Below are 13,228 nucleotides of genomic sequence, written 5' to 3'. Positions count from 1 at the left end.
TTGTTCATGAGATTCTATTTTACACTAAAAATAAAGGATTCCAAAGGATTGATATCAATACGTACCTGAGCGGAACCATTTGCTACCTTCAAAGTCTTCTCTACGCCGTAAAGTGCATCAGTAATGGTATATTCTCCTTCGGACAACTGCCATTCTTGAACAATATTTTCAGGAAGTTTCAACTCAAAACCGAACCAATCACTAGCATTGAAGTTAGAAATGACAATCAACTTCTCATTCTCCGACCAACGTACATAAGAAAGCACATGGTGATTGTAATATTCCGTGTGGTCTTTGTTGTAAAAATGGATGTCTTGATATGCCCCCATTAATGCACTACTATTGACCGTAAAACTCAACAACCGCCGATAAAAATCACGTAAATCCGCTTCATCTTCTGAAAGCTGACCACCATCAAATTTTTTATTATTTACCCACCGTTGGTGGTGCGGCACCCCAATGTAATCAAAAATTGAAGTCCGCGTAGGGCTACCAAAACCGGCATTTTCAGCAGCAGATTCCCCCACTTCCTGCCCAAAATAAATCATGAGCGGTGCTGTAGTCATAGTAGCCGAAACCACCATTGCAGGTTTTCCTTTTTTGGCATCACCAGCAAAATCCGGAGATGCAATACGCTGCTCATCATGGTTTTCCAAGAAATGTAACAGATGGTGTTCAATATCCTGTGTTCCGTTCTTAATGACGGGAATATGATCCGTCCACCCATGGCCTTGCATAATTCCTTTTAAGGAGTCATACATTTCTACCTTGTCATAGAGGTAATCCATTTTCCCCCTAAAAATGTAATTGCGGTATTCTTGCGGATTATAAACCTCAGCCATTAAAAAAGCATCCGGTTTTTTAATTTTGATGTTGGAATTCATATAACTCCAAAATTCCACAGGAACCATTTCTGCCATATCATAACGGAACCCATCTACACCCATTTCTATCCAATACAGGGCAATATCCTTAAATTTAATCCATGAATCAGGTACGGACCGTTCATTCCAAAACTCGAAATGAGCTCTATGGTCCTTTCCTCCAAAATCATCCGGAAGCACATCAAAATCATAATATCCATCTGGCCGAACTCCATAATTTATTTTTACGGTTTCATACCAATCATTAAAATCAGGTTGTGCCAAACGTGATCCGTTCCCGGTCCATTTTGCAGGATTCTCACAAAACTTGTAATCAGCTCGGTCATGGCTTTCCCCTCCCAATGGTTCATAGCCATCGCGCCATTCGGGCACTTTAAAAGGGGTATCAGGAATGTAATAAAAATTATTATCTCGGTGGTATTCTACCGAAGTATCATCGGAAGCCCCAAAAGGCTCTTTGCCCTCAGGAGTAGATTTCCCCTCATATTTTCGTGCTACGTGATTTGGCACAATGTCGATAATCACTTTTAACCCTGCTTTATGGGTTCTGGTAATCAAATTTTGAAACTCTTTCAGCCTATTTTCAGGATTTTTGGCCAAGTCCGGATTAACGTTATAGTAATCCTTAACCGCATACGGAGAACCTGCCCTGCCTTTGACCACATCCGGGTCGTCATTGGAAATGCCAATTGCAGTGTAATCGTTAATTACGGCATGGTGCGGCACACCTGTATACCAAATATGGGTAACCCCAAGGTTTTTGATTTCTTGGAGCGCCTTTCCGGTAAAATCCGCAAATTTACCAACTCCGTTCTCTTCAATAGTTCCCCAAGGTTTATTGGTTGTATTGGTGTTACCGAACAATCTTGTAAAAACATGGTAAACGACCTTCTTTTTGTCTTGCGCCATGGTCTAGATTACTTTTACCGTATTCGGTTCGAGAACAATGCGCTCACCGTTCAAACGGATCGACATGTCTTCTTGACCGGAAAGTAAAAGCTCCGTACTACCTTTCTTCACGGTCACTTTTAAAATTCGGTGTCTAAAATTGATTTTAAAGGAATACGCTTTCCACTGTTCTGGTATTTTAGGCTCAAAAGAAAGTTTGTCGTCAACCACCCGCATTCCTCCAAAGCCTTCTACAATACTCATCCACGTACCCGCCATAGAAGTAATGTGCAGACCTTCTTCCACCTCCTTATTGTAATCATCCAAGTCTAACCGGGACGTTCTAAGATAAAACGTATATGCCTGTTGCATACGGTTTAATTTTGCGGCCTGTATACTATGAACACAAGGAGACAAAGATGATTCGTGTACCGTAAATGGTTCGTAAAAGTCAAAATGCTTCTCTAGTTCAGCTTCGGAAAAGTGGTCTTCAAAGAAATAAAAGCCCTGAAGTACATCGGCCTGTTTAATGTAAGGAGAACGTAATATACGATCCCAACTCCACTTCTGATTAATAGGTCTTTGCGTTTTAGGAAGTTCGCTTACAGTAATCAATTGCTTATCTAAAAATCCATCTTGTTGCAAAAAGACTTCCTTTTCTTCTGAATATGGGAAATACATATTACCCGCAACTTTTTGCCATTGCGAAACCTCGTTATCCGTTAATTTTGTTTTACCTATGATACGACGGTAATCCTCATTATAACCGTCTTCAACCTTATGCAATTGTTCTACCGCATACTCAATACACCATTTGGCCAAATAGTTTGTATACCAGTTATTGTTGATGTTATTCTCATATTCATTAGGACCCGTCACACCCAAAATAACATACTTATTTTTCAATGTAGAAAAGTTGGCCCTTTGATGCCAAAAACGTGCGATACCAATAAGCACTTCAAGTCCCATTTCCGGGATATAGGAATAATCGCCCGTAAATCTGTAATAATTAAATATGGCGAAAGCAATTGCTCCATTACGATGAATCTCTTCAAAAGTAATTTCCCATTCATTATGGCATTCCTCTCCGTTCATGGTCACCATTGGGTAGAGTGCCGCTCCATTGGAAAAACCTAATTTTTGCGCATTCTCAATCGCTTTTTCAAGATGATTGAATCGATATTTCAATAAGCTACGTGCTACATTTTGGTCTTTGGTAGCCATGTAAAAAGGAATACAATAAGCTTCGGTATCCCAATAGGTGCTTCCTCCATATTTTTCTCCCGTGAATCCTTTTGGGCCAATGTTCAATCTAGAGTCACGGCCTAGATAAGTCTGATTTAGTTGGAAAATATTAAAGCGAATACCTTGTTGTGCCTTTACATCACCATCAATAGTGATATCGCTCATCTCCCAAATTTTTGCCCACGCTTGCTTTTGTTTATCCAGAAGCACATCAAAACCAAAATCTGAGGCTTTTTTTAACGCTTTCTTTGAAGCTTCAATCAATTCTGAAGCCTTATGATTTCGGGAAACGGTATATCCTCCAAATTTATGGAGTGATATGGTTTCACCTTGTTTCACTGTTTGCACATACTCGTGGGCTACCCGTATTTCTTCCTTCTTCTCTGTTGGATTCTTCTCAACAGCCTTTCCATCCACAAACAACCTGCTTTCCATAAACGTGCAGCTCTGAAAATTGGTTTTCATGGTATGGGCTTCAATAAAGGCTTGATTGCCCTCTGAAGTTACCGATGTGGTACTCCAAAATTTATCATCCCAATTAGAATCCTCATTGGTGATGCCGCTATCTAGATAAGGTATAAACTTGATTTCAACGCCGTCACTCTCAGGTGTAATTTCGTAATTAATAGCTCCTACTTCATCCAAATCAAGCGATAAAAAACGAGTTATCTTCACCGAAACTTTTTCATCATTTGGCAGCACCGCTTTAAATTGACGCTGGTACCAGCCTTCTTTCATGTTCAGCTCCCTTTTGAATTTTTTCACCTTTTTACAGGTATTCAAATCTAAAGGTTCCCCATTCACGAAAACTTCAATACCTATCCAATTAGGAGCGTTCAAAACCTTGGCAAAATACTCCGGGTAGCCATTTTTCCACCAGCCCACGCGGGTTTTATCTGGATAATAGACCCCTGCTATATAGCTTCCTTGAAAGGTTTCCCCAGTATAGTTTTCTTCAAAATTGGCACGTTGCCCCATGGCTCCGTTACCGATACTAAAGATACTTTCTGATGATTTAACCAGTTCTTTATCAAAATCTTCCTCAATAATTGACCAAGGGTCGGCTTTTATATATTCTTGCATTTGGTTTAAAATTTAGGGATAAAAAAGAGAATGAACTTACGCTTGTGGTGACATTAAACTTTCTAGAAATTCAATGTTCATTTCTGTAAAATCGTTAAAATTATGGTCCGCTTCGGATAAAACCTTAGCATCACCGATACCGATACTAATCATATTGGCATTGTTGGCTGCTTGTATTCCCGCAACGGCATCTTCAAAAACAACACATTTTTCAGGTGATGTTTCTAATTTATTGGCCGCGATCAGAAAGACTTCCGGGTCCGGCTTTGCTTTGGTAACATCGTTACCGTCTACAATAGCATCAAAATAAGACAATAGTTTTACTTTTTCTAAAATAGGGCGAGCATTTTTACTTGCAGACCCTAAAGCAATGGGGATATTCTTTTCCTTCAGAAAACTTAAAACTTTTGGCACATCGGGCAGAATTTCGGACTCGTCCATCTTTTCAATGTACTCAAGATAGTCCTCGTTCTTTTCTACCATATATTTATCAAACTCTTCTTGAGTTGCAGTAACGTCACCAATATCCAAAAGAATTTCTAAACATCGTTTTCGACTTACACCCTTAAAAAGTTCGTTCTGTTCCTTTGTAAATTCAAAACCCAGTTCATTGGCCAGTTTCTTCCAAGCTAAGTAGTGATATTTTGCAGTGTCTACAATAACACCGTCCAAATCAAATATAAATGCTGCTGTACCCATGTAATTTAAATTATTAATATTTTTAATCGTTTAAAATTGAATCTAGCAACATCATCAAACCTTTTGTGCAATACTCTATTTGTTTATAGTTGAATCTCTTTCTATGAGGGTAGCCTCTATAATTTCAGTCCTATAAACTTCTTCTTCATGAAAACCTATTTCATTTTCAAGTTTCTCTATCAACATTTTTGCAGCAACCTGCCCCATTTTTTCCCCATGTTGTGCAACCGTGGTTAATGCCGGGGTTGAATATCTAGATAAAAGTCCGTCCGTAAAACCAATTACGGATACATCTTCTGGAACTTTCAATCCTTTCTTCTGAGCCAATGCCATAAAAAGAACGGCAAAAATTTCGTTCACGCAAAGAACTCCATCAAAATCTTCATTTTCAACAAAATCCTCAATATATTTTTCTTCGAGCTCCTTATATGGCAAGACCAAAGTTAATCTCTCATCATGAGCAATACCATGGTCCGTAAGTGCCCTCTTGTATCCTTCCGCTCTTTTTTCACTAACATTAAAATAGCTTTCCGTAGTTACCAAAGCTATCTTTTTTTTACCCTCAGCCAACATTTTTACTGTAGCATCATAAGCTATCTCCTCATCATTCATAATAACCTTATCACACTCAATCTCATCAATTACCCGATCGAACAAGACCAAAGGAATTCCTTGCTCCATGACCTCCTTTAAATGACTAAAATCATTTTTTTGCTGAGTTTCAGCAGATACGGACATGATGAAACCATCAATACTGCCATTGGCCAAAAGCTCCATATTGAAAACTTCTTTTTCATAAGACTCGTCGGATACACATACTACAACATTATAACCATGTTCGTTGGCATACTTTTCAATACCCCTAAAAACAGTTGTAAAGAAGTGATGGACAATATCCGGAATAACCACCCCAATATTTTTGGTCCTTCTATTTTTTAGGCTTAACGCTATATTATTAGGCCTATAATTATAAAGTTTAGCAAAGGCTTTTACCTTTTGTTTGGTATCCGCACTGATCTCGTCACTATCTTTTAAAGCCTTTGACACAGTAGAAATTGATACTTCTAACTCTCTTGCAATTTGTTTTAAGGTAATCTTTCGCTTCAAATCCTATTAACTTTTGGAAGTGAAATTAAACTATAATATGGGCAAATGACAATGATCTACTTTTTTTAACAATCTTAACCCTTCATTATTAAATTTGAGTCATTTTTCATTTCAAATGAAATCTGTATATTTGATATTATATATCGATTCCCCGTTTTCAACCTTCCTTATTATTAATTCCATATTTATTCGATAAGATTATTATTAGTATCGAATTTTACTAAAGTTATTAACACGAAACCGTTTTCGTAATTATAGCTGATGGTATTTCATGGATATTAACACCGTTTTTACATACTTTTAACTTTAATTTATAATTAAACTCAACTTAAAACAAATCATTTATGAAGATTATGCTACTCAAAAACCTGGTTATGGTTGCGGCTTTTTTAGGCTTTGGCATAGCACAGGCACAAGATGTTTCGGGAACTGTTTCCGATGCAAGTGGCCCTTTACCGGGAGCTAGTGTTGTAATAAAAGGCTCGACCACTGGAGCACAAACGGATTTTGATGGAAATTATTCATTAAGCGATGTACCTGAAGGTGCAACCTTGATCTTTAGTTACATTGGCTTTGCTACCCAAGAAGTACCGGTCAATGGTCAATCTACAATTAACGTAACCCTACAAGAAGATGCTCAAGCTTTGGACGAGGTTGTCATAATAGGTTATGGTACAACAACCGTAAAAGATGCAACTGGATCGGTTACCGCGGTGAAAGCTGAGGATTTTAACGGAGGCGTCATTGCTTCCCCTGAACAATTGATACAAGGTAAAAGTGCCGGTGTGCAAATATCGCAATCGAGCGGTGAACCGGGAGCAGGTGTTAATATTCGTATTAGAGGCGCAAATTCAATTCGTTCTAACAACAACCCGCTGTTCGTAGTTGATGGTGTTCCACTTTCAGGAGAATCCACTACCCCTGACGGAGGGAATATTGTAAACGGAGGGAATGCTACAAAGAACCCTCTAAGCTTTATTAACCCAAGTGATATTGAGAGTATTTCAATTTTGAAAGACGCCTCCGCAACAGCTATATATGGATCAAGAGGTGCTAACGGTGTAGTGATCGTAACTACTAAAAGTGGTAAAGCGGGCTCTGGAGGAAACTGGGAATTCAACTCAACCTTTAGTGTTTCTTCCCCAGCCGACGAATACGACTTATTTGATGGACCTGAATTCATTTCTAAATCAGCAAGCTTACGATCTCAAGAAATAGCAGATGGATTGGATTTCGGACAAAATACAGACTGGCAAGATTACATCACAAGAAATACCGCTTCTCAAAATCAAAATTTAGCATATAGCAACAACTACGGTAGCGGTAATGTTAGAACAACATTTTCTTATGGTAAACAGTTTGGTGTGATACAAAAGTCATCACAAGAAAGAATTACCGGTAGAGTAAACGTAGCTCAACGATTTTTAGATGATAAGCTAAGAGTTAATTTCCAATCTACTTTGTCTAGAGTTAATGACGAAGCACCTCCTATTAGTGGTACTTCTGGTTCTAGCGGAAACCTAATCGGTGCCGCTTATGCTGCTAACCCAACCTGGCCTTCAAGTAGTACTTTTAGTATTGACGGAAATCTCGTCAATCCTGCGAATTACCTAGCAAATTGGCAATCCGAAACACATACCGATAGGTTTTTAGCCAATCTTTCTGCGGAGTACGACATTACAGAAGAGTTGACAGGTAAAATATCTGTAGGTTATGACCGGTCCGATGCACAAGCAATAACAGTAATATCTCCCGGGGTAAGAAATTTTGATAGAGTTGTTGATAATGGACAAGCAGCATTCAATACTTTGGAAGCTACAAGTAAATTGCTTGAAGCCACATTGAACTACAAAAAAGAGTTTTCCAACTCCACGTTAGATGCTATTGTAGGTTTCACTTTTCAGGATTTTCAAAGGCAAGGTATCAATTCTCAGGGTTGGGGCACCTCACTTTACAACCTAGACAAGATAGGTCAAGAATTGAAGCAATCAATTTATGACTTGCGTTATTCTATAAACCGTCCATACCAACAGTTTGGGTATGATGCTTCCAGCAGTTTTGTAAATTCACTAAACCCTTTTGATGATGAAGGCACATTAAACAGACAATCTGACTCTTTTAGATCAGTTTGGGGCAATGCTTTTGACAATACCGATGAATTACAATCGTTTTTTGGTAGAATCAATTATTCTTTGAATAGTAAATATTTATTTACTGTAACGCTTAGAGCTGATGGTTCTTCTAGATTTGGTACAAATAATAAATATGGTTATTTCCCTTCAGGAGCATTTGCATGGCAATTAGCTGAAGAAGATTTTATAGGAGATGCTTTTTCTACTCTTAAACTTAGAGTGAGTGCCGGTGCAACGGGTAACCAAGAAGGCTTAGGGTATGCAAACTACTTAAAAAGGGTTCGTTTTAGCACACCTAATATAGATAACGATGGTAGTATAAACAGGCCTGGTACGGAAACTGTCGCAGTACAAAATTCAGATTTAAAATGGGAATCTACTACAGATTACAACTTAGGTATAGATTTTGGGTTTGCAGATGACCGCTTCAATGGTTCTATTGATTTATATAGAAGAGAAACCAAAGATTTGTTGTTTAGACAGCCGGCTGCAGCTCCAGCCTTTGACCCTTTTAAATTCACCAACTTAGAAGATGGCACACTAATAAACCAAGGTGTTGAACTTGGCTTAAACTATGATTTTATCCAGTCTGAAGATATTAACTTTTCAACATCTTTCAATATAGCTTATAATGATAACACCGTAGAAGGTTTAAATGGAGCTACTGCAGATTTTGGAGTTCTGAACGGCCCAGGGCTTACAGGTGCATTTGCACAACGCCTTGGTGAGGGAAGGTCACTTTTCTCATATTACATGGCTACTTATTCCGAAGATGCTGATGGCAATCCTAATTTTAATGCAGATGATAAAGATTTTGTTGGTGAAGATGCCGTACCGGATATTACTACAGGTTTAGCACTAAATTTGACAGTTAAAAACTGGGATGTATCGGCATTTTTTACAGGGCAATTTGGATTCTCTGTATATAATAACACTGCAAATGCGTTCTTAAACGCTGCAGCTTTCAATACTTCCAGAAATGTAACTCCTGAAGCTCTTGAACTTCAATCATCGGAGGTTTCTACTCTTTATTTAGAAAAAGGAGACTTCGTACGTATGCAAAATGCAAGCATAGGGTACAACGTACCATTAAGTGGAAAGGGAGCGCTAAATAGTCTTAGATTATCGCTTACAGGTCAAAATCTATTTTTAATTACCGATTACAGCGGTTTAGACCCAGAAGTTTCATCATCCACGTCTTCAGACGGAGATTTTACAGGAGGAATTCCGAGCCAAGGTATAGACTATACTTCTTTCCCTAGACCTCGAACATTCACTTTAGGAATAAATGCTAGATTCTAATTATAAAAAAAGAGCAATGATAAAATATATTAAAAATACATCGAAGATTCTAATACTACCGGCCATAGGCTTGTCCGTATTATTCTCATGTAGCGACCTTGAGGTTGAAGAAACAGACTCTTTATTGGTTGCCAACTTTGAGGGAATCGAAACTGCTGAAGAAGCAGCAAGTTCTGTTACCGCAATGTACAATCAAATCAACGGGTATATTGGAAACCAAGCAGATTTATTCGCTTTGAGCGAAGTTACTACTGACGAGCTTTTAGTTCCGACTAGAGGTTCTGACTGGGGAGATAATGGAATATGGAGACAGTTACACCAACATACCTGGACACCTGACCATTCATATATTACAAACGTATGGAACCAATGGAATGAGCTACAACTTACTGCTAGCGAGGTATTAGATTCAAGGTCTGCATCATCTGAAGCATCAAAAGCAGATGCCGCATTTCTTAGAGCATTAGGAATGTATGTGATTCTTGATAATTTTGGACAAGTTCCATACCGCGATACTACAGCAGACCCTTTAGATGACCCTGCCGTTTTAACAGGAAATGAAGCTGTTGATTTTATAGTTGCTGACCTAGAAGCCGCTATTTCCGGATTACCAGCCACCTCACCGGATGGAGAAACAGTAATGGCGTCCAAAGCTGCAGCTAGATACTTATTAGCAAAAGTTTTATTGAACAAGCATATATTTAATGGTTCAGGCTCTGCTGATAGCGCGGATATGAACAGAGTTGTTTCCCTGGTAGATGAAATAGAAGGAGATGGATTTGGTTTGGTCTCTGGTTATTTTGATATATTTAAAGCAGACACTGATCAAGAAACCATTTTTTGGGTAAAGACTTCCGTTGGTAATAGAATATGGAACGGACTTCACTACAATCTTACAACTCCAGAACAAGCTGGCGGTTGGAATGGCTTTAGCACCTTAGCAGAATTTTACGATTTATTTGAAGGCGACCCAAATTCTAACGAAGAGGGTGGCAATCAGGAAGAAAGAAGAGGTTATGTCCCTTCTGAAGGAAAACCTGCAGGAATCCCAGGCACTGTTGATGCAAACTCAGATGGTATTGCCGACGGGTCTAATATTGGTTTTGGCTTTTTAATAGGACAACAATATGAACCAGACGGAACGCCATTGAACGATAGAGGCACAAGCCCTTTGAATTTTACTAGAGATTTCACTGATGCTACTAATGGCGAAAAAAGCTTAGTTGAAAACAGTGAAGTTACCGGTATACGAGTAATAAAGTACCACCCACAATATGGTGCTTTCGCCGAGCATGAAATTTTCTTCAGATATTCTGACGCGCACTTAATGAAAGCAGAAGCAATTATGCGTGATGGAGGAGACCCAACTGCTTTAGTAAACGAGCTTAGAGTTTTGAGAGGTGCCGAACCATTAGCTACAGTTACCGAGCAAGATTTATTAGATGAAAGAGGGAGAGAACTCTATGCTGAATTTTGGAGGAGAAATGATATGATTAGATTTGGTCAATATACTAAAGATTGGGAATTCAAAGACCCTTCTTCTGTTGGTGACACTAACAGACAATTATTTCCTATACCTGCATCACAAATTATTTTAAACCCTAACCTAGTTCAAAACCCAGGGTACTAAAAATTACAACTTAAGTGTTTAAAAATGCCTCGACCCTATTAGGTCGGGGCATTTTTTTTTGAATCTGTATCCAATATACTAACACATTAGCTTTCTTTTATTCAAAAATATACTAGACCTTCTTAAGCGTCAGCATATTTCAACCTTTTTTAAAAGCTGTACAGTAGACGTATGCCGGCTAGATTAATAGGTGTTCGGTTTAGCCACTTAGTGGAAGGCGGTCATCAAATTAATCTATCTGAGGACAATGAAAAGCAATTCCACTTGAGTTTGGCCATAGACAAGATACGCGAACGGTACGGAAATCGTTCCATTAGTGCTGCTGGAATGGAAGCCAATAACAATAGCCGATGGAACCCTTTTTCGGGTGAACCGCCTCCCCTCCTAGCCAATAGAAAAAGGTAATCGTATATTTCCCAAAAAGAAAAAGCCTTGCACAGTAGTAATCTGTACAAGGCTTTATATTATATAGCTTATTTTTTACTTCGCAAAATACACATAAAGTGCCACTACTATAAAACAGATTGCTATACCTACTTGCTTTACATATTTGTAAGGCTCAATAGAAACTTGGTTGGTATATTCCAATTCAAAAGGTTTTTCATTTGGCCAAATCTTACCAATAACTAACATAATAGCAGCATTCAGCACAAATAAAATAGCCATAACATGAATAAAGTGAGGGTAGGCTTCCGCCTTTATCAAGGCCAATGCATCAGGATCGGTTATACCTGAAGCGGCCGCTTCCTCCAAAGCACCATCAACAAACATAGGCTGTAAATAAAACTGACTAAAACAGTATAGCACTACGCCCGCGATAATACCTATTTTAGCCGCAATGGCCGGAACTCGTTTGGTAAGGTACCCTACCACGATTATTGTAAAAATAGGAATGGTATAAATACCGTTCAGCTCTTGCAAATAAGCAAAGAGGCTACCTGCGTTAGAGATTAACGGCGCAATAAGCATAGCACCTACCGCCAAAACAATCCCAAAAATCTTTCCATATTTCACAACCGTTTGTTCATTTGCTTCAGGGTTAATGTGCTGTTTATAAACATCAAGTCCAAATAGTGTTACCGAACTATTTAACACACTATTGAACGAACTCAAAATAGCTCCAAAAAGAACGGCTACAAAAAAGCCCACTAAGTATTTAGGTAGGACGGCATTTACCAGAGCAGGATATGCTTGATCGGGCATATCTAGACCACCTTGGAAATAATGAAAAGCAATAATACCGGGAAGTACTACAATTAACGGACCTAGTATTTTTATAAAAGAAGCTAATAACAAGCCTTTTTGACCTTCGGCCAAATTCTTTGCCCCCAAGGCCCTTTGAATAATTTGCTGGTTGGTTCCCCAATAAAACAAATTGATAAGCATCATACCGGTAAAAAGAGTAGAAAAAGGCACACTATTGGTAACCTCCCCCGTAGAATCAAATTTATCGGGGTTAGCTTCATACAACACCTCTAAACCTCCAAAAAAACTTCCATCACCAATGGCCATCAACCCGAAAATAGGAATCAAAAGTCCACCGACTAACAATCCAACTGCATTTATAGTATCTGAAACCGCAACGGCCTTTAATCCTCCAAATACCGCATAAATAGAACCTATAATACCAATACCCCAAATACTGAGATTCAATGCTGTACCGTCCGAAACCCCTAACATGGTTGGTAAATCGAACATGGTACTGATTGCCAGTGCCCCAGAATAAAGAATTGTAGGCAGCAATACCACCACATAACCGGTAAGGAACAAGACCGAAGTCAGTGTTTTTGTGGTTACATCATACCTGTCTTTTAGAAATTGGGGAACAGTGGTAATACCGCCCTTTAAATATCTAGGTAACAAAAATATAGCGGTAACGACCATGGCAATTGCCGCTAAAGTTTCCCATGCCATTACTACAATACCCTCTGTATAAGATTGCCCGTTAAGACCTACTATTTGTTCTGTGGAAAGGTTTGTCAACAACAATGACCCGGCAATAACTCCAGCGGTCAAACTCCTCCCCCCTAAAAAATAACCGTCAGAAGACTGTTCGTCTGTTGTTCGTGTTGCAAAATAAGATATTATGGCTACCAAAGCGGTAAAGCCTACAAAAGACAAAATTCCGATCATTATGAATTGGTTTGATATTTTGGCTAAATATATTGGATTATTTACGAAAAACTTAATGATTAACAGACAATATATGCGATATCACATTTGCCAAAGAAATAAGTTGAAATTTCACAGCCCTGTAA

8 protein-coding genes are annotated in these 13,228 nt (G+C 38.6%); 3 read left to right on the top strand and 5 right to left on the bottom strand.

The features are described 5' to 3' along the window. Nucleotides 1–14: 14 nt before the first annotated feature. The 4 genes from P0077_RS10465 to P0077_RS10450 all read right to left on the bottom strand — a co-directional run bounded on the left by P0077_RS10465 (nt 15) and on the right by P0077_RS10450 (nt 5,906). Nucleotides 15–1,793, bottom strand: coding sequence for an alpha-amylase family glycosyl hydrolase (locus P0077_RS10465; protein ID WP_276169124.1), 1,779 nt, complete (start codon nt 1,791–1,793; stop codon nt 15–17). Nucleotides 1,794–1,796: 3 nt separating this feature from the next. After that, nucleotides 1,797–4,100 (bottom strand): glycoside hydrolase family 65 protein, encoded by a 2,304-nt coding sequence (locus P0077_RS10460; protein WP_276169123.1) that lies wholly within the window; start codon nt 4,098–4,100, stop codon nt 1,797–1,799. 36 nt (nt 4,101–4,136) lie between these two features. Further along, nucleotides 4,137–4,799, bottom strand: coding sequence for a beta-phosphoglucomutase (gene pgmB, locus P0077_RS10455; protein ID WP_276169122.1), 663 nt, complete (start codon nt 4,797–4,799; stop codon nt 4,137–4,139). A 75-nt stretch (nt 4,800–4,874) separates the two neighbouring features. Further along, nucleotides 4,875–5,906, bottom strand: a complete 1,032-nt coding sequence (locus tag P0077_RS10450; RefSeq protein ID WP_276169121.1) for a LacI family DNA-binding transcriptional regulator — start codon at nt 5,904–5,906, stop codon at nt 4,875–4,877. 344 nt (nt 5,907–6,250) lie between these two features. On the opposite strand from P0077_RS10450, the gene P0077_RS10445 reads away from it, so the two are divergent. From P0077_RS10445 to P0077_RS10435, 3 genes are all read left to right on the top strand, one after another. Continuing rightward, the gene (locus tag P0077_RS10445; protein ID WP_276169120.1) at nt 6,251–9,340 is read left to right on the top strand and encodes a SusC/RagA family TonB-linked outer membrane protein; all 3,090 of its coding nucleotides are present in this window, start codon (nt 6,251–6,253) and stop codon (nt 9,338–9,340) included. Nucleotides 9,341–9,356: 16 nt separating this feature from the next. Further along, nucleotides 9,357–10,970, top strand: coding sequence for a RagB/SusD family nutrient uptake outer membrane protein (locus tag P0077_RS10440; protein WP_276169119.1), 1,614 nt, complete (start codon nt 9,357–9,359; stop codon nt 10,968–10,970). A gap of 171 nt (nt 10,971–11,141) precedes the next feature. Continuing rightward, nucleotides 11,142–11,375 (top strand): hypothetical protein, encoded by a 234-nt coding sequence (locus P0077_RS10435; RefSeq protein ID WP_276169118.1) that lies wholly within the window; start codon nt 11,142–11,144, stop codon nt 11,373–11,375. A 75-nt stretch (nt 11,376–11,450) separates the two neighbouring features. On the opposite strand, the gene P0077_RS10430 is transcribed toward P0077_RS10435, so the two are convergent. After that, nucleotides 11,451–13,103 carry a solute:sodium symporter family transporter gene (locus P0077_RS10430; RefSeq protein ID WP_276169117.1) on the bottom strand — a complete coding sequence of 551 codons (1,653 nt, stop codon included), beginning with the start codon at nt 13,101–13,103 and terminating at the stop codon, nt 11,451–11,453. Nucleotides 13,104–13,228 lie beyond the last annotated feature (125 nt).

The organism is Zobellia alginiliquefaciens (assembly GCF_029323795.1).
GTDB classification, from domain to species: Bacteria; Bacteroidota; Bacteroidia; order Flavobacteriales; family Flavobacteriaceae; genus Zobellia; species Zobellia alginiliquefaciens.
Note: the sequence above shows the minus strand (reverse complement) of the source record. Positions and strands in the feature narration are given on the sequence as shown.

What these genes read in the sequence shown, in the direction of transcription:
- P0077_RS10465 (WP_276169124.1), bottom strand. Translation starts at nt 1,793, where the DNA reads ATGGCGCAAGACAAAAAGAAGGTCGTTTACCATGTTTTTACAAGATTG.
- P0077_RS10460 (WP_276169123.1), bottom strand. Translation starts at nt 4,100, where the DNA reads ATGCAAGAATATATAAAAGCCGACCCTTGGTCAATTATTGAGGAAGAT.
- pgmB (WP_276169122.1), bottom strand. Translation starts at nt 4,799, where the DNA reads ATGGGTACAGCAGCATTTATATTTGATTTGGACGGTGTTATTGTAGAC.
- P0077_RS10445 (WP_276169120.1), top strand. Translation starts at nt 6,251, where the DNA reads ATGAAGATTATGCTACTCAAAAACCTGGTTATGGTTGCGGCTTTTTTA.
- P0077_RS10440 (WP_276169119.1), top strand. Translation starts at nt 9,357, where the DNA reads ATGATAAAATATATTAAAAATACATCGAAGATTCTAATACTACCGGCC.
- P0077_RS10435 (WP_276169118.1), top strand. Translation starts at nt 11,142, where the DNA reads ATGCCGGCTAGATTAATAGGTGTTCGGTTTAGCCACTTAGTGGAAGGC.
- P0077_RS10430 (WP_276169117.1), bottom strand. Translation starts at nt 13,103, where the DNA reads ATGATCGGAATTTTGTCTTTTGTAGGCTTTACCGCTTTGGTAGCCATA.